The sequence below is a fragment of the Terrabacter sp. Root181 genome, from assembly GCF_001428505.1.
In the GTDB taxonomy this organism is placed as follows: domain Bacteria; phylum Actinomycetota; class Actinomycetes; order Actinomycetales; family Dermatophilaceae; genus Terrabacter.
Window position 1 is genome coordinate 1,044,378 of sequence record NZ_LMHU01000001.1, and the last position, 21,172, is coordinate 1,065,549.

General features: G+C 71.5%; 20 protein-coding genes. 11 read left to right on the forward strand and 9 right to left on the reverse strand.

Features of this window, described 5'->3' with window-relative positions:
* Window positions 1-113 precede the first annotated feature (113 nt).
* The gene (locus tag ASD90_RS04885; protein WP_235506387.1) at window positions 114-626 is read left to right on the forward strand and encodes a hypothetical protein; all 513 of its coding nucleotides are present in this window, start codon (window positions 114-116) and stop codon (window positions 624-626) included.
* Here the strand turns inward: ASD90_RS04885 and ASD90_RS04890 are convergent.
* Together ASD90_RS04890 and ASD90_RS04895 are read right to left on the reverse strand one after the other, a co-directional pair.
* Entirely contained in the window at window positions 592-2,904 is a 2,313-nt protein-coding gene (locus ASD90_RS04890) for an MMPL family transporter (RefSeq protein WP_235506388.1), read from the reverse strand. The two genes, ASD90_RS04885 and ASD90_RS04890, sit on opposite strands and share 35 nt — an antisense overlap.
* Window positions 2,905-2,959: 55 nt before the next feature.
* Window positions 2,960-3,709: an MIP/aquaporin family protein gene (locus ASD90_RS04895; RefSeq protein WP_056752346.1), complete on the reverse strand. Its 750-nt coding sequence runs from the start codon at window positions 3,707-3,709 to the stop codon at window positions 2,960-2,962.
* 140 nt (window positions 3,710-3,849) lie between these two features.
* On the opposite strand from ASD90_RS04895, the gene ASD90_RS04900 reads away from it, so the two are divergent.
* The 5 genes from ASD90_RS04900 (at window position 3,850) to ASD90_RS04920 (ending at window position 11,350) form a co-directional block, all read left to right on the forward strand.
* Window positions 3,850-5,421 (forward strand): amidase family protein, encoded by a 1,572-nt coding sequence (locus tag ASD90_RS04900; protein ID WP_162260173.1) that lies wholly within the window; start codon window positions 3,850-3,852, stop codon window positions 5,419-5,421.
* A 112-nt stretch (window positions 5,422-5,533) separates the two neighbouring features.
* Window positions 5,534-8,146 carry a response regulator gene (locus ASD90_RS04905; protein ID WP_056752351.1) on the forward strand — a complete coding sequence of 871 codons (2,613 nt, stop codon included), beginning with the start codon at window positions 5,534-5,536 and terminating at the stop codon, window positions 8,144-8,146.
* Window positions 8,143-8,535, forward strand: coding sequence for a response regulator (locus ASD90_RS04910; protein ID WP_056752354.1), 393 nt, complete (start codon window positions 8,143-8,145; stop codon window positions 8,533-8,535). Before ASD90_RS04905 ends, ASD90_RS04910 begins: the two co-directional genes overlap by 4 nt.
* Window positions 8,535-9,689, forward strand: coding sequence for an adenylate/guanylate cyclase domain-containing response regulator (locus tag ASD90_RS04915; RefSeq protein ID WP_235506389.1), 1,155 nt, complete (start codon window positions 8,535-8,537; stop codon window positions 9,687-9,689). Before ASD90_RS04910 ends, ASD90_RS04915 begins: the two co-directional genes overlap by 1 nt.
* Complete coding sequence (locus tag ASD90_RS04920) at window positions 9,686-11,350, forward strand: peptide ligase PGM1-related protein (RefSeq protein WP_056752359.1); 1,665 nt, start codon at window positions 9,686-9,688, stop codon at window positions 11,348-11,350. Before ASD90_RS04915 ends, ASD90_RS04920 begins: the two co-directional genes overlap by 4 nt.
* A gap of 4 nt (window positions 11,351-11,354) precedes the next feature.
* On the opposite strand, the gene ASD90_RS23345 is transcribed toward ASD90_RS04920, so the two are convergent.
* Complete coding sequence (locus ASD90_RS23345; protein ID WP_157610704.1) at window positions 11,355-11,552, reverse strand: hypothetical protein; 198 nt, start codon at window positions 11,550-11,552, stop codon at window positions 11,355-11,357.
* A gap of 177 nt (window positions 11,553-11,729) precedes the next feature.
* Here ASD90_RS23345 and ASD90_RS04925 point away from each other — a divergent pair, with 177 nt between their 5' ends.
* On the forward strand, window positions 11,730-12,419 hold the full coding sequence (locus tag ASD90_RS04925) for a Crp/Fnr family transcriptional regulator (protein WP_056752362.1): 690 nt from the start codon (window positions 11,730-11,732) through the stop codon (window positions 12,417-12,419).
* A 248-nt stretch (window positions 12,420-12,667) separates the two neighbouring features.
* Here the strand turns inward: ASD90_RS04925 and ASD90_RS04930 are convergent, their stop codons facing one another.
* From ASD90_RS04930 to ASD90_RS04940, 3 genes are all read right to left on the reverse strand, one after another.
* On the reverse strand, window positions 12,668-13,987 hold the full coding sequence (locus ASD90_RS04930) for a hypothetical protein (RefSeq protein ID WP_056752363.1): 1,320 nt from the start codon (window positions 13,985-13,987) through the stop codon (window positions 12,668-12,670).
* A complete protein-coding gene (locus tag ASD90_RS04935; RefSeq protein WP_056752366.1) occupies window positions 13,984-14,490 on the reverse strand; it encodes a SigE family RNA polymerase sigma factor in 507 nt (168 codons plus the stop codon). Before ASD90_RS04935 ends, ASD90_RS04930 begins: the two co-directional genes overlap by 4 nt.
* A gap of 166 nt (window positions 14,491-14,656) precedes the next feature.
* On the reverse strand, window positions 14,657-15,532 hold the full coding sequence (locus ASD90_RS04940) for an alpha/beta fold hydrolase (protein ID WP_056752368.1): 876 nt from the start codon (window positions 15,530-15,532) through the stop codon (window positions 14,657-14,659).
* A gap of 145 nt (window positions 15,533-15,677) precedes the next feature.
* On the opposite strand from ASD90_RS04940, the gene ASD90_RS04945 reads away from it, so the two are divergent.
* Complete coding sequence (locus ASD90_RS04945; protein ID WP_056752371.1) at window positions 15,678-16,004, forward strand: DUF952 domain-containing protein; 327 nt, start codon at window positions 15,678-15,680, stop codon at window positions 16,002-16,004.
* Window positions 16,005-16,096: 92 nt separating this feature from the next.
* Here the strand turns inward: ASD90_RS04945 and arfB are convergent, their stop codons facing one another.
* On the reverse strand, window positions 16,097-16,552 hold the full coding sequence (gene arfB / locus ASD90_RS04950) for an alternative ribosome rescue aminoacyl-tRNA hydrolase ArfB (protein WP_235506390.1): 456 nt from the start codon (window positions 16,550-16,552) through the stop codon (window positions 16,097-16,099).
* 177 nt (window positions 16,553-16,729) lie between these two features.
* Here arfB and ASD90_RS04955 point away from each other — a divergent pair, with 177 nt between their 5' ends.
* Window positions 16,730-17,560, forward strand: a complete 831-nt coding sequence (locus ASD90_RS04955) for an FHA domain-containing protein (RefSeq protein WP_056752375.1) — start codon at window positions 16,730-16,732, stop codon at window positions 17,558-17,560.
* Between the two features lie 10 nt (window positions 17,561-17,570).
* Window positions 17,571-17,966, forward strand: coding sequence for a hypothetical protein (locus ASD90_RS04960; protein WP_056752377.1), 396 nt, complete (start codon window positions 17,571-17,573; stop codon window positions 17,964-17,966).
* Between the two features lie 72 nt (window positions 17,967-18,038).
* On the opposite strand, the gene ASD90_RS04965 is transcribed toward ASD90_RS04960, so the two are convergent.
* Window positions 18,039-18,815, reverse strand: coding sequence for an SDR family NAD(P)-dependent oxidoreductase (locus ASD90_RS04965; protein WP_056752380.1), 777 nt, complete (start codon window positions 18,813-18,815; stop codon window positions 18,039-18,041).
* Between the two features lie 48 nt (window positions 18,816-18,863).
* Window positions 18,864-20,009 carry an acyl-CoA dehydrogenase family protein gene (locus ASD90_RS04970; protein WP_056752382.1) on the reverse strand — a complete coding sequence of 382 codons (1,146 nt, stop codon included), beginning with the start codon at window positions 20,007-20,009 and terminating at the stop codon, window positions 18,864-18,866.
* A gap of 141 nt (window positions 20,010-20,150) precedes the next feature.
* On the opposite strand from ASD90_RS04970, the gene ASD90_RS04975 reads away from it, so the two are divergent.
* Window positions 20,151-21,047 carry a peptidoglycan DD-metalloendopeptidase family protein gene (locus ASD90_RS04975; RefSeq protein ID WP_082588486.1) on the forward strand — a complete coding sequence of 299 codons (897 nt, stop codon included), beginning with the start codon at window positions 20,151-20,153 and terminating at the stop codon, window positions 21,045-21,047.
* The last annotated feature ends 125 nt before the right edge of the window (window positions 21,048-21,172 follow it).

Sequence of the window (21,172 nt, forward strand, 5' to 3'; positions counted from 1 at the left end):
CCTCAGCATCTGTCACGCTAGTACCAACCGGCCCCCTTGCGTGGCAGGTCCGCTCCGCCATGTCGTCCGACGATCCGCTGAGCGGTCACGACTTCCGTGCGAGCCTTGACCGCGTGACGAGTCAAGATCCGCATTCGGTGCGCGTCGCCGGGGTCGCCCTGGACCTCGAGCGTCTGACGTACGCGACCATCGTCGTGATGGCCGTCCTGTCCGCCTACTCCGGCTGGTCCGAGCTGTCGTTCCCGGCAGCTGCCGTCGTCGTCGTCTCTCCCGTCGTGGCCGTGTGCCTGGCGCATGCGTTCTCGGAGCTGCTCCAGGAGCACGCAGCGGTGCAGCGCGGGCTCACGACCTCGGAATGGCTCGCGGTGGCGCGTCGGCAGGTGCATCTGCTGCTGGCAGCCGTGCCCCCGCTCGCCGTCCTGGCCATCGGTCGGGCGACATCTCTCAGGACCGCCGACACCCTTCCCGTCGTGGAGATCACGGGGATGCTGACCCTGGCCTTCCTGTCGGCGATCGCGAGCAGGCGGGCCGGCCTCCGGGGACCGTGGCTGGTCGTCGGGGCGCTCGCCGGGGGCCTGGTCGGGCTCACGGTCATCGCTCTGCAGATCGTCCTGAAGCCGCACTAGTCCGCGGTGCAGGAGACCCCTCGCCGTCCGCGTCCCCGTCGCCCTCGTCCGTGCCGGACGCCCCGCTCGACGCACCGCTCGACGCCCCGCTCGACGCCCCGCTCGACGCCCCGCTCGACGCCCGGCGGAGGCCGATGGGCCACCAGATGCGGTCGCCGAGGTCGTAGGAGACCGCCGGGACTAGCAGGCTGCGCACGACGAGCGTGTCGAGCAGGACGCCGAAGGCGACGATGAAGGCGATCTGCACGAGGAAGAGGATCGGGAGCACCGCGAGCGCCGAGAAGGTCGACGCGAGGACGATGCCGGCGCTCGTGATGACGCCGCCCGTCACCGCGAGCCCCACGAGGATGCCGGGACGGGTGCCGCGGGCGCGCGACTCCTCGCGGACGCGTGTCATGAGGAAGATCGAGTAGTCGATCCCGAGGGCGACGAGGAAGACGAAGCCGTAGAGCGGTGTCGACGGGTCGGAGCCCGGGAAGCCGAACACGTGGTTGAACGCGATGGCGGAGACGCCCATCGTCGCGGCGAAGGACAGGACGTTCGCGGCGACGAGGACGAGCGGGGCCACGATCGAGCGCAGCAGCAGCATGAGCACGACGAAGATGACGGCGAGGATCGTCGGGATGATGACCTTGAGGTCGCGCTCGCTGGCGAGGCGCACGTCGAGGTTCGTCGCCGTGGTCCCGCCGACGAGGACGTCGGTGCCCACCCGGTCGAGGGACGACCGGAGCGTCTCGATGGTGTCCTCGGCCTCGACGCTGTCGGCGGCCGCGTCGAGCGTGGCCTGCACGATGACCTGGCCGTCGACGACCTTGGGGGGCTGGCCGGGCACGAGGCCCACCTGCGCGCTGCTGACGCCGTCGGTCGACTCGAGCACCGCGACCACGGCGTCGGCCTCGGCCTCGGGGACGGCGATCTGCACCGGCGAGCCCGACCCGGCGGGGAAGTGGCGTGCCAGCACCTCCTGCCCCGTGACGGAGTCGACCCTGGTGAGGAAGAGGTCGGACTGGGCGATTCCGCGGGCGTTGAGCGTCGGCAGGAACGCCGCACACGTCGCGAGGGCGAGGAACGTGACCACCCAGACGCGCCGCGGGTGGAGTCCGACCAGGCCGGCCACGCGGCCCCAGATGCCCCGGGTGCCGACCGCGTCTGCCCCGTGCACGTGGTCGACGTGGGGCACCTGCGGCCAGAAGATGCGCCGCCCGATGAGGAGCAGGACGGCGGGCAGGAAGGTCAGCGACGCGACGAAGGCGCCGACGATCCCGAGGGCGCCCACGGGTCCGAGCCCCTTGGTGCTGCCGAGGTCGGACAGGCGCAGGCACAGCAGTCCGAGGACGACGGTCGCGGCGCTCGCGGCGATCGGCTCGAGGGAGGCCCGCCACGCGATCTTCATGGCCGCCCACGTCGACTCCTCGTCGTGCAGCTCCTCCTTGAACCGCGCGACGAGGAGCAGGGCGTAGTCCGTGGCGGCGCCGACGACGAGGATCGACAGGATGCCCTGGCTCTGGCCGCTCAGGCTGATAGAGCCGTTCTCGGCGAGGGGGAAGACGACGAGAGCCGCCAGCGAGAGGCCGAACATCGCGGTGATGAGCACGGCGAAGGGCAGGATCGGGCTCCGGTAGACGATGAGCAGGATGAGGAAGACGACGCCGAGCGCGACGAGGAGCAGGATCCCGTCGATGCCGCTGAAGGCGATGATGAAGTCGGCGAAGAACCCACCGGCCCCCGTGACGTGCACGGTCAGTCCGGTCGAGCCCAACGTCGACGCGGCGGACTCGCGCAGGGCCTGGGCGACGGCATACAACGCGGTGTCACCGTCGATGGTGTCCTCGGCCTTGTCGGCGACGAACGGGACGGGGACGAGCGCGGCCTGCCGGTCCGGACTGGGGATCGCCGCCGTCGGGGGAGCCTGGAGGAACTGGCCGACGGTGCGCCCCGGCTCGGCGAGCTCGAGCCCGGGGATGCCGTCGACGTAGCGCTGGACGGCCGCGAGGTCGGCCGGGGTCAGTCCGCTCGGTCGCTCGACGACGACGAGGTAGGGGAGCGTCTGGGTGTCGGTGGTGCGGCCCACGAGCTTGCTCACCGACGTCGACTCGGCCGACGGGGGAAGGAAGTTCGCGTTGTCGTTGGTGGCGACCTCGGAGAGGCGTCCCACCAGGGGGCCGCCGACCCCGCCGATGGCGAGCCAGGCCAGCACGGCCAGGGCGGCGACCCACCGCACGGCGGCGCGGCCCTTCGGTCTCGTCGACCCGTGCCTGCCCCCGGATGCGTCGCTCATGGACACATCATGGAGCAGGCCGGGACCGCAAGGTTGGACAGCCGGTGGAGCCGGGTCACTCGGGGACGTCGGCGCCCGTCGGGTCGACGTCGGACTTCGAGACGGCCGTCTCGAAGAACGGGGAGGCGAGGGCCGCGATGGCACCACCGATGAGCGGCGCGACGATGAACATCCACACGTGGGCGAGCGGCTCGCCACCGTAGAGCAGGGCCGGGCCGATGGACCGTGCCGGGTTGACCGAGGTGCCGTCGAGCGGGATGCCGACGATGTGGATCACGGTGAGCACGAGGCCGATCGCGAGTCCGGCGAAGCCCGGCGCCGCGGCCCGGCTGGTCACGAGGAGCACGACGAAGACGAGCAGGAAGGTGAGGACCACCTCGAGCACGAAGGTGCCACCCGCCGTGATGGTCAGGCCCCAGTTGTTGGTCCCGAGGGCGCCGGTCTCGTCCTTGACGCCGCCGAAGCTCGAGACCATGAGCTTGAGCAGGGCCGCGCCGAGGATCGCGCCGACGAGCTGGGCGATCCAGTAGTAGACGGCCTCGGTCGTCGTGATGCCCTTGCGCATGAGGACACCCAGGGTCACGGCCGGGTTGACGTGGCAGCCCGAGACGGGGCCGATGGCGTAGGCGAGGGCGAGCAGGACGAAGCCGAAGCTCAGCGCGACGGCGAGCCTGCTCATCGTCTCGAGGCCGACGACGGCGGCGCCGACGGCGAAGAACACGAGGATGAACGTCCCGACGGCCTCGGCCACGGCTTTGCGTGTGAGGTCGGGCGTCGGGCCGGCGACGGTGCTGGAGTCGGGCATGAGAGTCCTTCCGTAGCAGGGCGAGCGGGCCCGATCCCCCGGGACGCTCATGCTCAGAGTAGGGGTGAGGTGGTGCCGAGCGCAGTCATCTGTGCGCCGTTTCCCTGTGCGGCCCTGCACCGACCGACATCATGGGCGGCGTGAACCGATACCTGGCCGTGGCCCGGTCGACCCTGACGGGCCGGTGGGTCGGGCGTCGCTCGGCCTCCTCGCCACGGCTGCGCCCGCTCGACCTGTCGCCGTTCGAGGACGCGCTTCGCGACTTCGAGGACGACCGTGTCGAGCGCGTCGCCACGCTCGTGCGCGACGCGTCGATCGTCCAGCTGAGCCGCCTCATGGACTCGGGCCGCCTGACCTCGCAGGACCTCACTCTCCTGTGCCTCAGTCGGATTCGCGCACAGGACGAGACCCTGAGGTCGCTGCTCGAGCTCAACCCGCACGCCCTCGTCGAGGCCGCATCGGCTGACGAGCGGCGCCGGGCGGGGGCGTCGCCGTCCCCGCTCTGCGGCATACCGCTGACCCTCAAGGACAACATCGAGACCGCGCCACCTCTGCACACCACCGCGGGCTCCGTGCTGCTCGCCGACCACCTGGCCGACCACGACGCGCCGCTCGTGGCCCGGCTGCGCGATGCCGGCGCCGTCATCCTCGGGAAGGCCAACCTGTCCGAGCTCGCCGGCGCGATGTCGTCGCGGGCGGGGTTCAGCGCCGTCGGCGGTCAGGCGATGAATCCCTTTGGGGCGCAGTTCTCCCCAGGCGGGTCGAGCAGTGGTTCGGCGGTCGGGGTCGCGGCAGGGCTCTGCATCGCGAGCATCGGCACCGAGACGTCCGGGTCGCTCCTCGCCCCGGTGGCCTTCAGCGGGGTCGTCGCGATGAAGCCGAGCCGCGGGGTCGTCCCCACCGACGGCATCGTGCCGCTCGTGCACACTCAGGACTCGGCCGGGCCCGTCGCAAGGTCGGTCGCCGACGCGGCCGCCGTGCTCGAGGTCATCGCGAGGCACCCGGTGCGCACCGACCTCGCCGACGACGCGCTCGAAGGAGTGCGCGTCGGCGTCCTCCGAGCCGACGTGCTGTCGCAGCAGTCGCCCTTCGAGGACACCTCGGAGAACGCCGCGGTGCTCGGGCGCGTCGTCGAGGGCCTGACCCGCGCCGGGGCCGATGCGGCAGACGTCCTGCTCGGCCTGCGCGCCGACTCGCTGGACGAGTACGAGAAGGGATTCGTCGGGGTCGTGCTCGGTGGCCTGTGCCACGACACGCTGCCCTACCTCGCCGCGGCCACCGGGGCCCGCGGCGACGGTGTCCGCGTGACGACGGCTGCCGACCTCCTCGCGTGGAACCTCGCCGACCCCCGACGACGTATGCCGTCCGGCCAGGGCGTCCTGGACCTCGCCGTCCTGCGTGGCGCTGACGCCGACGCCTATGCCGAAGCCGCGCTCGGCTTCCGTGACCGCGCGGCCGCCCTCCTCGCCGAGACCTTCGACGGCACGCGCACCGAGCTGCTCGTGAGCCTCTCGAACCGGCACTCCTCCGTCTACGCGACCGCCGGCTTCCCGGCGGTCACCGTCCCGGCCGGCATGCGCAGCAACGGGATGCCGGTCGGCGCCACGTTCATCGGTCGCCCCGGTGAGGACGGCCGACTGCTGTCGATGGCCCACGCGTTCGAGCGAGTCACGCGGCTGCGTCGTGAACCGATCGGGGCAGGTCGCGGCTAGCCGGCCGATCGGGCGCTCCTGCCGAGCTCGTGGTTTCCGTGGTGCGCCGACGGTTCGGGGAGGAGACTCATCTGGGGGACCACAGGGACTCACAGCGCGATGGGGGACTCGCATGGGCGGGTTCGAAGAGGCGGGCGTTCAGCCGGTCGAGGTCGTCCACGATCTCGCCGACCGACTTGCGACGACGCAGGAGCAGCTGCGTGCCACGAGCGACATCCTCAAGGTCCTCACCGCCTCGACGACCGGCGGCGCCGCCAGTCGCGACGAGGTCTTCGACGCCGTCGTCGACAGCGCACGGCGTCTCCTCGGGGCGCAGGTGGCCCAGATCTACCTCGTCCAGGGTGACTCCTACGTGCTCGCGCGTTCGAGCGGGCTGACGCCCGAGTTCGTCGACTTCGTCTCGCAGCACCCGATCGCCCGCGACCGGGCGACGCTGGTCGGGCGCGTCACCATCGACCGGACCGTGCACCAGATCGACGACGTCCTCGCCGACCCGGACTACCGCCGCACCGACTTCCAACGGGTCGGCGGCTACCGGACGATGATGGGCGCTCCGATGGTGGTCGGCGACCAGGTCGTCGGCGCCATCAACGTCTGGCGCACCGAGGTCGCGCCCTTCGACGAGGCCGCTCAGGAGCTCCTGTCGACCTTCGCGGAGCAGGCAGCCCTCGCGCTCCGGCACGTCGAGCTCTTCTCCGCGCTCGAGAGCCGCTCGGCCGAGCTGGGCCGCAAGGTCGACCAGCTCGAGGCGCTCGCCGAGGTCGGCGAGGCGATCAGCTCGACGCTCGTCGCGGACGAGGTCCTGACCACGATCGTCACCCACGCCGTGGAGCTCTCGGACACCGACGGCGGGTCGCTCATGGAGTTCGACGAGGCGACCGGACTCTTCCGGGTGCGCACGGCCTACGGCACGAGCGCCGACGTCATCGACGCGCTGCGTGGCGCGGAGATCCACATCGACCGGACGTGGGTGGGCCGGGCGGCCAGCACCCGCGAGGTCCTCCAGATCCCCGATCTCGACGCCGAGCCCGGCCCGCTCGACCCCCACCTGGCCGTGCTGCACGGGTCGGGCTGGCGCTCGCTCGTCGCCATCCCGCTCGTGCGTCCCGACCGGGTCGTCGGGGCACTCGTCGTGCGTCGCAAGTCGACCGGGTCGTTCAGCGACGAGACGTGCGACCTGCTCACCGCCTTCGCGAGCCAGTCGGCCGTCGCGCTCACCAACGCCCGTCTCTACCAGCAGCTCGAGCAGCAGAGCGTCGCCCTCGCCGAGGCCAGCCGCCACAAGTCGGAGTTCCTCGCGAGCATGTCGCACGAGCTGCGGACGCCCCTCAACGCCGTCATCGGCTTCTCCGAGGTGCTCCTGGAGCGGATGTTCGGCGACCTCAACGAACGGCAGGAGGACTACCTCGAGGACATCCACTCCGCCGGTCGCCACCTGCTCGCCCTGCTCGGCGACATCCTCGACCTGTCGAAGATCGAGGCCGGACGCATGGAGCTCGACCTCACGACCTTTCCCATCGACGACATCCTCGTCCAGGCGCTGTCGCTCGTGCGCGAGCGCGCCGCACTGCACGGCATACGGCTGACGCTGGAGGCGGCCGCCGGCCTCGGACTCGTCACGGCCGACGAGCTGCGGCTCAAGCAGGTGCTGCTCAACCTGCTGAGCAACGCGGTCAAGTTCACCCCGGACGGCGGCAGCATCGTCGTCCGGGCCTGGCGCGACGCGGAGGAGGTCGACGTCACGGTCACGGACACGGGCATCGGCATCGCGCCCGCGGACCAGGAGCGCATCTTCGACTCGTTCCAGCAGGGTGAGCGGTCGGCGTCGTCGAGCGAGGGCACGGGGCTCACCAGCACCCCGGGCGACGGGAGCACCTTCGGGATCTCGGTCCCGCAGCCCGACGCCGACCGTGCGGCGGGCGGCGAGGTGTGGATGGTCGACGACGGCTCCCTCACCGGCCCGACCGTCGTCGTCATCGAGGACGACCCCCGCTCGGCCGAGCTCGTCGAGCTGCACCTGCGCGCAGCCGGCCTCCGCGCCGTCGGTGCGTCCACGGGCGAGCAGGGACTCGACCTCGTCCGGGCCCAGGACCCGGTCGCGGTCGTCCTCGACATCCACCTGCCCGGGATGGACGGGTGGGAGGTCCTGACGGCGCTCAAGAGCGACCCGACGACGGCTGACGTGCCCGTCGTCGTCGTCAGCGTCGAGCCGGAGCGAGGTCGTGGCTTCGCTCTCGGAGCGACGGAGTACCTCGTCAAGCCGGTGAGCGGCGAGCACCTCCTCGCGGCCGTGACCCGGTTGCTGCCACCGCCGCGCGCCGACGAGCAGACTCCCCGGCTCAGTGTCGTCGTCGTCGACGACGACCCCCTCGCCCTCAAGCTCGTGCGCAGCACGCTCGAGCCGCTCGGCTGGGAGGTGCACACGTGCGCGGGCGGCCAGCAGGCGGCGGACCTCGTCCGTGCCGTCGCCCCGTCGGTCGTCGTCATCGACCTGCTCATGCCCCACGTCGACGGCTTCGCCGTCATCGACGAGCTGCGGCCGCACCGCGACTCCGACGGGCCCCCCATCGTCGTCCTGACCGCGAAGTCCCTGACGCCGCAAGACCGCTCACGCCTCGAGGGGCGCATCGCGTTCGTCGCGGAGAAGGCCGGCATCGACCTCCCGGGTCTCGCGCGCCGCCTGGCGACCGTCGCGGCGGAGCACACGGGGGAGGGGCAGCCGTGAGCGACCTCCCCGTCGTGCTCCTCGTCGAGGACAACCCCCGCAACCTCAAGCTGGCGCGGGACGTGCTGGAGTATGCCGGCTTCTGCGTCGTCGTCGCGACCACCGGTGAGGAGGCGGTCGAGCAGGCGAGGGCGACCCTGCCCGACGTCATCCTCATGGACCTCCAGCTCCCCGGGATCGACGGCTTCGCCGCTCTCGAGCTGATCCGTGACCACGAGCCGACGGCCCACATCCCGATCGTCGCGCTGACGGCGTTCGCCATGCACCGCGACCGCGAGCGGGCTCTCGGCTCGGGCTTCGCGGGCTACCTCGAGAAGCCGATCAGCGTCCGTGAGTTCCCGGCCCAGGTGCGCCGCCACCTGCCCCGACGAGACGCGCCGAGCCCATGATGCCGGTCCCTGCAGCCACGGTCCCCTCGCTCGCCGGCGTGCGGGTCCTCGTCGTCGACGACCTCGAGCAGAACCGCAAGCTCATGCACGCCGTCCTCGAGCCGCGGGGGTTCCTCGTGCGCTCTGAGGCGTCGGGCGCCGCCGCGCTCGAGGCGCTCGCCGAGTGCGAGATCGACGTCGTCCTGCTCGACGTGCTGATGCCCGTCATGGACGGCTACGAGACGTGCGAGCGCATCAAGGCCGACCCTCGCACCGCGATGCTGCCCGTCGTCATGGTCACGGCCAGCGGGACCCAGCAGCGGCTGCGGGCCCTCGAGGCGGGGGCCGACGACTTCATCACCAAGCCGTTCGACCAGGCCGAGCTGATGGCTCGTGTCCGGTCCCTGGCGCGGGTCAAGCGGCTGCACGACACGGTGCTCGAGCAGACCGTCGCGCTGGAGCGCTGGAACGCCGAGCTCGAGAGCCGGGTCGCCGAGCAGGTCGACGACCTCGACCGGCTGGGCCGCCTGCGCCGCTTCCTGTCGCCCCAGATCGCGGGACTCATCGTCGAGTCCGGTGACGAGTCCTTCCTCGAGAGCCACCGACGCGACATCACGACCGTCTTCACCGACCTCCGCGGCTTCACCGCGTTCGCCGAGACCGCCGAGCCCGAGGAGACCATGTCGGTGCTGCGCGACTACCACGGCGCCCTCGGGGAGCTCGTCTTCGCGTACGAGGGCACGCTGGAGCACTTCGCCGGCGACGGGCTCATGGTGTTCTTCAACGACCCGCCGCCGTGTCCCGACGCGCCCGAGCGGGCGGTGCGGATGGCGCTCGACATGCGTGACCGCGTCGACGAGCTCGCCTCCCGGTGGTCCCGGCAGGGGCACGACCTCGGCTTCGGGATCGGCATCGCGCAGGGCTACGCGACGCTGGGCCGCGTCGGCTTCGAGGGCCGCTGGGACTACGCGGCGATCGGGACCGTCACCAACGTCGCGGCGCGCCTGTGCGCCACCGCGGCAGCCCGGCAGATCCTCATCAGCCCCCGCGTGCGCGCCGGCCTCGACGAGCGCTTCGAGACGCGCTCGCTCGGGCCGGTGGAGCTGCGCGGCATCTCGCGGCCCCTCGAGGTCCACGAGGTCATCGGCACCACCGACCGGGAGGACGACCCATGAACCCGACGACCCCGACCCCGACCCCGGCCCCGGCCGACCCGACGACGCCAGCGCCGACGGCTGCCGGAGGTGGCCTCGACGACCTCGACGAGGCGGCCCGCGGCCGACTGTTCGACGACCTGCAGCAGGTCCTGCCCGAGGTCTGGCGCAGCTTTGGTCAAGGCGACCCCCGGGAGTCGGTGGTCGTCGTGCCGTCGATGAGCGTCGACCACCTCGCGCCGTCGGCGGGCGCCATGAACCAGGCGATGGAGGAGCGTTTCCTCTTCCTGCTGCTGCTGCTGCGCCAGCCATGCCTCCGGATGGTCTACGTGACGTCGATGCCGATCAGCGAGCACATCATCGAGTACTACCTGTCGCTGCTGCCCGGCGTCATCCCGAGCCATGCCCGGGCCCGCCTCGACCTGGTCTCGGTGGGTGACTCCTCCCCGAGACCCCTGACCGACAAGCTCTTGGCCCGCCCGCGGGTTCTCTCCCGCATCGCCTCCCTCGTACCGGACCCCGCGCGGTCGCACCTCATCCCCTACACGAGCACGACGCGCGAGCGTGACCTGGCGCTGATGCTCGGCATCCCCATGTATGCCGCCGACCCGCGCCTCTACCCGCTGGGCACCAAGACCGGCTGCCGCAGGGTCTTCGCCGAGGCCGGCGTCGACCATCCCTTCGGCGCCGAGGACGTCCACTCGGTCGACGACGTCGTCGACGCCGTGCTCGAGCTACACGCGTCGCGGCCCGACGCGCAGTGGGCCATGGTCAAGCTCGACGAGGGTGTCTCGGGCTCGGGCAACGCCCTCGTCGACCTGACCGACGTGGACGCCGCGGCGGCGGATCCGGGCGACGAGGGAGGCTCGCTGCGTGCGGTCGTCACCGACCGGGTGCTGGGGATGCAGCTCGAGGACGAACGCATCGAGACCGGGGCCTACCTCGGGCGGCTGGACGAGCGCGGTGGCATCGTCGAGGAGCGCATCGTCGGTGACGAGGTGCGCAGCCCTAGCGTGCAGCTGCGCGTGACCCCGCTCGGGAAGCTCGAGATCCTCTCGACCCACGACCAGGTGCTCGGAGGCCCGACGGGGCAGATGTACCTCGGCGCGCGGTTCCCGGCCGACCCGGCCTACGCGACGACGATCACCCGCGAGGCGGAGAAGGTCGGTCGCGTCCTCGCCGACAAGGGGGTGCTCGGCCGCTTCGCCCTCGACTTCGTCGTGGTCCGCCACGGGGAGCGCTGGCAGACCCACGCCATCGAGATCAACCTGCGCAGGGGCGGCACGACGCACCCGTTCCTCACGCTGCAGTTCCTGACCGACGGCACCTACGTCCACGAGGAGGGCCGCTTCGTCACCCCGTCCGGCGCCGAGCGCCATCTCGTGGCGACCGACCACCTCCAGGACACGTCTCTCCGGGGCCTGGGTGTCGACGACCTCTTCGACCTCGTGGCCCGGGCGGGGCTCCACTTCGACCAGTCCCGCCAGGCGGGCGTCGTCTTCCACATGATCAGCTCGATCACCGAGTGCGGTCGCGTGGGCATGACGGCCATCGGGGACACGCCAGACTCCGCCCAGGATGTGTTCGACCGGGCGGAGTCGGCGTTGCTCACCGAGGCGCGGGCGTCCCTCGTGCCGCTCCCCGTGCCCCATCGGGGGCGCCTCGGAGAGGGTCTTCGGTGACCGCTCAGGGGGCGATCGAGGCGGAGTGGATGAGGGCGCCGACGAAGGCCTGGTGCCACGTCAGGCGGGCCACGACGGACCGGGCCGATGCACCGCCGCAGTCGCACTCCCACGTCCAGCCGCCACGGGACAGGCGCGTCACTCGGGGGTGGTGGTGCGCCAGGTCCGGGTGGACTCGTCGTCGTGTCGTCGTCGTGGTCATCGAAGTGCCTTCCCTCAGTGAGGGGTTCGCCGCCCCTCGTTCCGCGGATGTCGTCGTGCGGTCACGTCCTGATGTCGCCACTCATGACGGTCCCGCTGATGCGCGCAGGTGTCTGTGCGCGTGGCGACACCCCGGGCGTGCTCGTCGGCACCCAGTCGCCGCGAGGGTGCTGCCGTGATGCTCGAGCTCGGGCTGTTGTCCGACCTCGCACCGAGCGAGCGCCGGGAGGTCGTCGCGACGATGCACCGGCACACGTACGCCACGGGCGAGGTGGTCTTCCACGAGGGGGACACCGCGGACTCCGTGCACTTCGTCGTCGAGGGGCGTGTCGTCGCCCGCCGGTCGTCGGAGCAGGGTGACCGTTTGGCGTATTCCGTCATGGGTCCGGGTCAGGCCTTCGGGGAGCTCGCGATGATCGTGCGCGCCGGGCGACGCACGGCGACGATCGAGGCCGTGGAGCCGACCGTGACCCTGGCCCTGGCCTTCGCGGACTTCGAGCGGTTGTGTGCCAAGCACCCGGAGGTCAGTCGGCTGCTCGTGCGGCTGCTCGCGGCCCGGGTGAACTGCCTCACCGAGGCGCTCATGGAGGCCCTGCACACGCCAGCCGAGCTCCGAGTCGTGCGCAGTCTCGTGTCCCTGTGCGGGGTGTATGCCGTTGGCGCGCAGTCACGCTCACCGGTGACAGTGCAGCTGAACCAGTCCGAGCTCGCCGAGCTCGCCGGCGTCACCAGGCCGACGGCCAACCGCGTCCTGCGCCGCCTCGAGTCGGGTGGTGTCGTCGCGCTCGACCGTGGGCGCGTGACGGTCGTGGACCCCGGGGCCCTGCGCCGGACAGCGACCGTCACCCACCCACTCGGGCACGCCTGACGACCTCCGTCCGCGACGTGACAGGACCCCCCGCTCTGGCGTGGGTCGGGCGGGCGGGCTCGGACGAACGCGGCGAAGTCGTCCTCGTCCTCTGGTGAAGGCATCGTGAGTGCCTCTCTGTCGGTTCCCCCTGTCGGAACCGACGACCCGGGAATGGTTGCACGCGGCCGACAGGTCTTCTCCCCGAACACGTATGCCGTCCGCCCGGGTGGGCGAACGGCATACGTGGGTGCTCGGTGGGCCCGGGCTCACCTCGGGACGACGTACCTCGGCTCGGTGAAGGAGGACGGGTTGCTCAGTCCGATCTCGGGGTGCAGGACACTGCAGTCCATGGCCAGGGTGCATCGCTGGACGGTGTTCCGCGCGGCGGGAGTCAGCGGCTTCGACGTGTTGCGCGAGATGACGAGCGTGGACTCGTCGTCGCCGAGGTGCCACGTCCAGCCGGAGACCACGCGGTCCCCGGTGCCGCCGAGGACGACCGTGCCGTCGCTGACCCGCACCACGCCGGCGCTGAACCAGAAGCCGCCGTCGAGGTAGTGCGAGCCGACGAGGTAGGTGCCCCTGCTCGAGAAGGCGGTCGGCATGAACATGGTCGGGTTCTGGCCCGCGCCGCACCTCTCCACCGTCTTCGGGAACGTCGACCTCGTCAGGTCGACGACCGCCCAGCACGCCTCGTCCATCGCGTCCGTCGCGACGAACCACTGGAGAGCGGCCCGGCTGCGGTCCGGGGAGACCGCCACGACGTGCGCGGGGAGCTTCCGGGACGTCCCCGTCGCGACGTCCCACTCGAGCGAGCCCGTCGTCGTGTCCCCGGTGAGGTAGGCGAGGTCACCGACGATCGCGCCTGGCTGGCGGTCGTCCGTGCGCTGGGCCACCTTCGAGCCGTCAGCGGCGTAGACCACGACCGTGTCGGAGTCCCCGCTCTTGGCGAGCACCCGTGACCCGTCCGGCGACACGGCGTACGTCCCGCTGACCCCGAGCGAGGTGACGAGGCGACCGCCCGGCGACAGGATCTCCATGATGCTCTGCGAGGGCCCGTCTGACATGTGTGACGCGACGACGAAGCCACCGTTGCCGAGCACGGCGAACGTCTCGACGGCGGTGCCCTTCTGGAGCCGGAAGACCTTGTCGCCGAAGCGGATCGTGTCGTCCAGCGCGTAGGCCGTCCCGCGCGTCGCCACCTGTGCCGTGCCGCTCGGCGGGATCGTGCCCGTCGCCGTCGGAGGCGCGCTGGTCAGCGGAGGGGCGCTGGTCGGGGGAGCGACCGTGCCCGTGCCGGTCGTCACCGACGGCGTCTGGGTCGGCACCGAGCTCGGCGACGACGGGACCGACGTCGACGAGGTGGTCAGCGCCGGGACCGGCGGCGTGCCGCGGCCCGCGGACCACACGGTCGGCACCGCCACGGCGATGACGGCGACAGCGGCCGCCGCCCCGAGCACGGCCCGGTTGCGCCGGTCGCGACGACGGCGCGCGATGGCGACCGGTGCGAAGTCCCCGGACACCTCGATGCCGCCGGCGTGCTGCCTGAGCAGGGCCTGGAGCTCGTTCTCCTGGTCTGGCGTGGTCAAGACGTGACCTCCTTCATGCGGCTGCGCAGCGAGCTGATGGCTCGGCTCGTGTGGCTCTTGACGGTGCCGACGGAGACCCCGAGGATCTCCGCCGTCTGGGCCTCCGTGAGGTCCTCGTAGTAGCGCAGGACGACGGCGGCCCGCTGCTGCGGTGCGAGCGAGCGGACGTGGGCCCACAGCTCGCTGTCGTGCCCCGTGACCGGCGCGGCTGCCGGGTCCATGACGCGGATCAGCTCGCTGTCGGTGCGCTCGCGATGTCGCCAGGCGCGCCGCCACCACGTCGTGTGCTCGTTGACCATGACCTTTCGCACGTAGGCGTCGGGCGACTCGACGGTGCTGATGTGGTCCCACTTGCCGTAGACCTTCGCCAGCGACGACTGGACGAGGTCCTCGGCGCTGTGCGGGTCCCCGGTGAGCAGGTACGCGAATCGTGCGAGCGAGGTCTGTCGCGCTCGCACGTAGGCCGAGAAGTCGACCTCGCGCTCGGTGTTTCCCACTGACATCCCCTGTCTGGTGTGGCTGGACGCACCCTCAACGCGGTGGGGCCGCCCAGAGGTTGTCATCGGGCACGATCCTCTCCGAGGAGGGTGCGTCGGGCACAGCGGGGGCACATCGGGCACGTCGGGACCGGACGGCATCCCGGCGCTGAGCGCCCGCTCCAGCCTCGGGTCAGCCGTGGATGAACGTCTCGAGGACGCTCGCGAAGCGGTCCGGCTGCTCGAGGTGCGGGAAGTGGCCGGCACCCTCGAAGAGCACGACCTCGGCGCCGGGGAAGACCTCGTGAGCCCGCTCGGCGTGGCCGACGGGGATCATCCGGTCGCGGGTGCCCCAGATGACGAGCGTGCGGATGTGGTCGGCGGTCGTCAGGTGGCCGTGCGCGTTGACCGTCTGGCCACCGGGGTCGATGACCCCGCGGGTGGTGGCGAGGAAGGCGCGGCGGCTCTCGGCGTCCGAGAGCGACGTGAAGCCCTTCCAGGCCGCCGAGACGTCGGCGCTGGGCCGCCACCCGAGGCCCCGCACGGCCCGGCCGACGGTCTCCACCCGTTCACGCACCCACGTCGAGGCGATGACGGGAAGCACGAGCTCGGCCCCCGGGAGCGTGGCGGAGCGCAGCAGCGGGCTGACCGACCGCCCGAGGCCACCGCTGGAGACGAGGACGAGCGCCTCGACACGCTCGGGGAAGAGGTAGCAGAACTGCATGGCGATGCCGCCCCCGAGCGAGTGGCCGACGAGGGTGACCCTCGGGATCTCGAGCCGGTCGATGAGGTCGCGCAGGATGGCGGCGTGCGAGCCGAGCGAGTAGTCACCCACGGGCTTGGCCGAGGCGCCGTGCCCGAAGAGGTCGGGGATGAGCACCCGGTGCTCGGTGTCGAGGCGGTCGACGAGGTGGGTCCAGTTCTCGTGCGAGCCGAGCAGCCCGTGGATGAAGAGGATGGCTGAGCCGTGACCGGTGTCGACGTAGGAGAGGTCGTGCCCACCGAGGTTCGCGACGCTCGCCGGGTAGCTCAGCTCGGCCTCGTCGCGCGGGCCCTGCGTCCTGGTCATGGTGCGTCGTCCTCCCACCGGGTGCGTGCGGCCGGGGACTGCGGTCGACCGCGATCCACACCTCCAGCCTCTCTCTCCTCAGGGGCCGCGTGCCCTCCCTGAGATACACGTCACCGGCGGCGCTCGCCTGTTAGCGTCGCGGCGCATGATCTACCACCTGGCCGAGCAGGCCCACTGGCAGCAGGCCCTCCGCGACGGCAGCTACGTGCGTTCGACGCGCGGTCGCTCCCTCGCCGAGGAGGGGTTCATCCACGCCTCGTCGGCGCAGCAGTGGCCGGTCGTGCGGTCCCGCTTCTACGCCGACGTCACCGAGCCGCTCGTGCTGCTGCACGTCGACGAGTCGAGGCTGACCTCGCGCGTCGTCCACGAGGTCGGCGACCCCGCCACGGGTGAGACGTTCCCGCACGTCTACGGCCCCATCGAGGTGGACGCCGTCGTCGACACGACCGTGCTGGCACCACCCCACGCCTGACCCGTCGAGTGGCCACGTCGTGCCCACTGTTGCACGTCGAGAGGCCACGTCGCGTGCCCCGTTGCACGTCGAGAGGCCACGGCTCGTGCCCGTCACTCGGGGCTGATGCGGCCCCGGCCCGACTTGACCTGCGACCGGCGCTTCTTGCCCTCGATCCGCCGCCTCTTCGAGCCGAGCGTCGGCTTCGTCGCGCGGCGTGCCGGAGGCGGGGGAGCCAGGCCCTCGCGGAGCAGGTCGGCGAGCCGCTCACGGGCCGCGGACCGGTTGCGCAGCTGGGAGCGCTGCTCGGAGGCCACGATCGTGAGCCGGCCGGCGACGAGGCGGCCCGCAAGGGCGGTGACGAGGCGCTCCCGCTGGGTGGGCGTCAGGGCGGTCGACGCCTCCGGGTCGAAGGCGAGCTCGACCCGGCTGTCCGTGGTGTTGACGCCCTGACCGCCCGGGCCGGACGACCGGCTGAACCGCTCGACGAGCTCGACCGCGGGGATGACGAGGCCGCGCCGCAGACCGGGGCCGGCCGCGATCACGAGGTCACCGCCGGGCTCGTTCACCGAACCATTGTGCCGCCCGGCCACCTCACTGCGGCACGCGCACCCACGTATCTGGCGGGGCCGCTTCGCCCTCCGTCCGGTGACGGCAACCAGAGGGCGCGCACCCATCCACCGTTCCGCCGTCGCCGTGCGCCCTCGGCAGGCACGGGCGCGAAGGATGCCCGGAGGGGACAGGTCATGCAGACGGACCACTCGACACACGTCACCGTTCTCGCGCCCGAGTCGGATCACGACCGGCGCTACCAGCTCGGCGAGGACGACCTCCTCGTCGGGCGTGCCGAGGCGTGCGACCTGCGCTTCGACGATCCCTACCTCAGCCGGGTCCACGCCAAGCTCGAGGTCAGGTCCGGTCGGGTACGCATCCGGGACCTCGGCTCATCAGGGGGCACCTGGGTCAACGACGAGCCCGTCGATGGCGTCGTCGAGCTGCACGCCGGTGACGTCGTGACCATGGGTCGGGTCCGGCTCAGGGTCTCGACCGACGACTCGGGGACGCGTGTCCTGCCACCGGCCGGGCCGACCCAGGCCGGGGCTCGGGCCCGAACCGGTGCCGACCACCGCGCCGAGCCGGGGGTTCGCTACGACGTCGACGAGCAGCGCGCCGGCACCATCAACAACGTCGGGCGTGACCAGTACAACGCCTACATCCACCAGCGAGAGAGCTTCATGCGCGAGATCGCCGCGACGCGGACCAGGGCCCGATGGCTCCTGTGGACCGGGTTCGTCGTCTTCGCGCTCGGCTTCGGCGTGCAGCTGTTCGGCTCCATGGGCTTCATGCAGGGCATCACGGGAGCCATCGACGAGGGCTTCACCGCGGCGCCGGGAACGACGAACCCGTCCACCCTGCCGTCGATGGGCAGCTTCCAGCTCGCCTTCACCGGCGCCGCGGTCTCGTCGCTCGGCGTCGTGCTGTTCGTCATCGGACTCGTGCTGCACGTCGTCGCCGCCTCGCGGCGCAAGCGGGTCGACCGGGAGATGCCCGCACGGCCCTGGTCGCACGCCTACTGAGGAGACCGCCATGACCTTCAACATCAACAACCAGAACGCCGGCACGATCAACAACGTCGACGGCGACCAGCACGTCCACGGGGGGCAGCACTCGACGGTGCACATGCGCCAGGACCTCAAGCAGGGTCGAGACGCCTTGGCCGACTTACGTTCAGCGATCGATGCATGCCCCGAGGCGTCGGCAGACCCTGTGGCACGGCACGAGGCCGCGCGCATCGACGAGGCACTCGGAGTGCAGGAGCCCGACCGGGCGGCGGCGGCCTCGGCCCTCGAGCGACTGACGCAGCGGCTCAGGTCGATCGGCGCGCTGGCGTCGGCCGGTGCCGCACTAGTGGAACCGATCCGCGCCCTCGCCGGCTGGCTCGGGCCACTGGCCGGCGGCGTGTCGACGATGCTGTCCGTCTGAGGGTCGCCTGGAAGACGCGTGTGCCGCCCCCAGCGACTGGGGGCGGCACACGTCGGGACGGGGCGCGCGGTCTCAGCGCGGCGGCATCCGCAGGGCGCCGTCGAGGCGGATGACCTCACCGTTGAGCATCGGGTTGTCGACGATGTGGCGCACGAGGTTGGCGTACTCCTCGGGGCGACCGAGGCGCGACGGGTGCGGCACCTGCTTCTCGAGGACCTCCTTGACCTCGCCCGGGAGCCCGGCGAGCATCGGCGTCTCGAACGTGCCGGGTGCGATCGTCATGACTCGGATCGCCTTGTCGGCCAGGTCCCGAGCAGCCGACAGCGTGAGCCCGACGATGCCACCCTTGCTGGCGGCGTACGCAGCCTGGCCGATCTGGCCGTCGAAGGCGGCGATGCTCGCCGTGTTGACGATGACGCCGCGGTCGCCGTCGACGGGCTCGTTGCCGAGCATCGCCGCGGCCGCGAGACGCAGGACGTTGAACGAGCCGACGAGGTTGATGTCGATGACCGTCCGGAACGTGTCGAGGGCGAGCGGTCCGCCTCGTCCGAGGACCCGGCCGGGTGTGGCGACGCCCGCGCAGTTGACGGCGATCCGCAGCTCCCCGAGCTCGGTGGCCCGCTCGATCGCGGCCTGCACCTGTGCCTCGTCCCGGACGTCGGCGGCGACGAACACGGCACTGCCCTCGCGCTGCGCATCGAGCTCGTCGACGAGGGCCGGCGCAGTGGATCCCTCGAGGTCGATGATGACGACGGTCGCGCCGTCCGCGACGAGACGGCGGGCGGTGGCACCGCCGAGGCCGGAGCCGCCACCGGTGACGACGGCGACGGTGGACGAGTTCAGCTGCATGACAAGGCCTTTCGCGGGGACGGGCAGTCGGGAGGGGGGAGCGGAGGCTCAGCGGGCGAGGAGCTGGCGCGAGATGACGAGGCGCTGGATCTGGTTGGTGCCCTCGAAGATCTGGGTGACCTTGGCCTCGCGCATGTAGCGCTCGAGCGGGAAGTCCTCGGTGTAGCCGGCGCCGCCGAGCACCTGGACGGCGTCCGTCGTCACGCGCATCGCGGCATCGGTCGCCACGAGCTTGGCGACAGCGGCCTCCTTGCCGTAGCCGCGGCCGGCGTCCTTGAGCCGGGCGGCGTGCAGGTAGGTGGCGCGGGCCGACGTGACGGCGGCCTCCATGTCGGCGAGGAGGAAGGCAAGGCCCTGGAAGTCACCGATGGGGCGTCCGAACTGCTGGCGCTCGGTGGCGTAGTCGGCTGCCGCGTCGAGTGCCGCCTGCGCGAGTCCCGTCGCGGCGGCGGCGATCCCGAGGCGCCCGGCGTCGAGGGCGGACAGGGCCATGTGCATGCCCTGCCCCTCCTGGCCGACGAGGCGGGACCCGTCGACGTGGACCGCGTCGAACATCACCTGTGCGACGGGGTCGCAGTGCAGGCCCATCTTCCGCTCCGGCTCGGCGAAGCTCAGGCCCGGTGCGTCGCCCGGCACGATGAACGTCGACAGTCCCTTGCCGCCGTCGTCGGACGTGCGCGCGAAGGTCGTGTAGTAGTCGGCGTGTCCCGCGTGCGAGATCCACGCCTTGGTGCCCTTGAGTGACCAGCCGTCGTCGCTTCGGGTGGCCCGGGTCGTCATCGAGGCGATGTCGGACCCGGCGAGGGGCTCGGAGAGGCAGTACGCGCCGAGCTGCTCGCCCGAGAGCATCCCCGGCAGCAGGGCCTCCTGCTGCTCGCGGGTGCCGAAGGTCGCCACGGGGTATGCCGTGAGGCTGTGGACGCTGACCCCGACCGCGACGCTCATCCAGACGGAGGCGATCTCTTCGACGACCTGGAGGTAGACCTCGTAGGGCTGGTCGGCCCCGCCGAACTCCTCGGGGTAGGGCAGCGACAGCAGGCCCGCTCGGCCGAGCGTCCGGAAGGTCTCGCCGGGGAACGTGTGGGCGCGTTCGGCGTCGTCGACCTTCGGCGCGAGGTCCTTGCGGCAGATCTCCCGCGTCAGCTCGATCAGGTCGGTGGCTTCGTCAGTCGGCATCAACCTCGTCGCTGGCATGGCTAGATACTAGGACGTCCGAGCATTTCGTCCAAAGTGTGAGACGTGAGGGGCTCCTCGTCCTGTTAGGAGCCAGTTAGGCGACGTCGGTTCAGTGGGTCGGACAGGGCACCACCACACCGCTCTTTGGAAGGACACGACATGTTCAGGAGATTCGCAGTCGGCTTGGTCGCCGTGCTCGGCGTCGCAGCCGCACTCGTCGGCACCGCGCCGACCGCCAGCGCCACGGCTCGCAACGGGGTGTGCGAGTCCGGCGAGTTCTGCCTCTACTACAACAGCGGAAACGCGGGGTCCCGCGTCGACCTCGTCAACTCCCAGCGCGACTACGGCTCGGGGTCCGGCTGCATCACGTTCGTCAGCAGCGGGTCCGGCCAGGGCCAGTGCGTCAAGAACAACACCGCCTCGGTCTGGAACCGCACCGGCACGTCGGTGTTCGTCTTCTACAACAGCGACTTCGGCGGGGTCTACGACGAGGTCCCCAACGGCGCGCAGGTCGACCTCAACGCCAACGTCAAGAACAACAACGCCTCGCAGATCATCGGCGACGCGTCGCTGCGCTTCCCGCTCGGCGTCACGCAGGCCGACATCAAGAACCGCACACCGCACTGGTGCTGGGACAGCAAGGTCAACTGCCACCACGACTACAACGCGTCCGACATCTTCGCCGCGACCGGCACCTCGGTCCTCTCGCCGGTCAACGGCACGGTGATGACGCGCAACGTCCGTGCGGGCAGCACGGCCTGCGACAGCGTCGGCAGCACCGTCACCGTCAAGGACGGTTTCGGACGGCTGTGGTACTTCGCCCACATGGACGACAGCCACGCCCCGGTGGTCTCGGTCGGGCAGTCCGTGACCAAGGGCCAGCGCCTCGGCTACGTCGGCACGAAGTACCACGCCCTCTGCACCGACTCGCACCTGCACATCGACATGGGGGTCGGCGTCGACTCGCGTGTGTCGTGCAGCGCTGCCGCCTGCGCGGACTACGGCTTCGTCAACAACCAGCCGCTGCTCCGCAACGCCTTCCTCGCGCTTCCCTGAGCAGGCACGTCGGCGGCCGGGACCACGTCGGTCCCGGCCGCCGACCCGCCGGTCACCCTCGCCTGCCGAGCCCCAGCCATGGTCACGGGGCCGGCCACCCGGCATACGTGCTCGGGAAACCGCGC

Bases quoted from the DNA above. Each gene is read 5' to 3' on its own strand.
- ASD90_RS04890 (WP_235506388.1), bottom strand. From the start codon at position 2,904: ATGAGCGACGCATCCGGGGGCAGGCACGGGTCGACGAGACCGAAGGGC.
- ASD90_RS04895 (WP_056752346.1), bottom strand. From the start codon at position 3,709: ATGCCCGACTCCAGCACCGTCGCCGGCCCGACGCCCGACCTCACACGC.
- ASD90_RS04905 (WP_056752351.1), top strand. From the start codon at position 5,534: ATGGGCGGGTTCGAAGAGGCGGGCGTTCAGCCGGTCGAGGTCGTCCAC.
- ASD90_RS04915 (WP_235506389.1), top strand. From the start codon at position 8,535: ATGCCGGTCCCTGCAGCCACGGTCCCCTCGCTCGCCGGCGTGCGGGTC.
- ASD90_RS04920 (WP_056752359.1), top strand. From the start codon at position 9,686: ATGAACCCGACGACCCCGACCCCGACCCCGGCCCCGGCCGACCCGACG.
- ASD90_RS23345 (WP_157610704.1), bottom strand. From the start codon at position 11,552: ATGACCACGACGACGACACGACGACGAGTCCACCCGGACCTGGCGCAC.
- ASD90_RS04925 (WP_056752362.1), top strand. From the start codon at position 11,730: ATGCTCGAGCTCGGGCTGTTGTCCGACCTCGCACCGAGCGAGCGCCGG.
- ASD90_RS04935 (WP_056752366.1), bottom strand. From the start codon at position 14,490: ATGTCAGTGGGAAACACCGAGCGCGAGGTCGACTTCTCGGCCTACGTG.
- ASD90_RS04940 (WP_056752368.1), bottom strand. From the start codon at position 15,532: ATGACCAGGACGCAGGGCCCGCGCGACGAGGCCGAGCTGAGCTACCCG.
- ASD90_RS04945 (WP_056752371.1), top strand. From the start codon at position 15,678: ATGATCTACCACCTGGCCGAGCAGGCCCACTGGCAGCAGGCCCTCCGC.
- ASD90_RS04955 (WP_056752375.1), top strand. From the start codon at position 16,730: ATGCAGACGGACCACTCGACACACGTCACCGTTCTCGCGCCCGAGTCG.
- ASD90_RS04960 (WP_056752377.1), top strand. From the start codon at position 17,571: ATGACCTTCAACATCAACAACCAGAACGCCGGCACGATCAACAACGTC.
- ASD90_RS04965 (WP_056752380.1), bottom strand. From the start codon at position 18,815: ATGCAGCTGAACTCGTCCACCGTCGCCGTCGTCACCGGTGGCGGCTCC.
- ASD90_RS04970 (WP_056752382.1), bottom strand. From the start codon at position 20,009: ATGCCAGCGACGAGGTTGATGCCGACTGACGAAGCCACCGACCTGATC.
- ASD90_RS04975 (WP_082588486.1), top strand. From the start codon at position 20,151: ATGTTCAGGAGATTCGCAGTCGGCTTGGTCGCCGTGCTCGGCGTCGCA.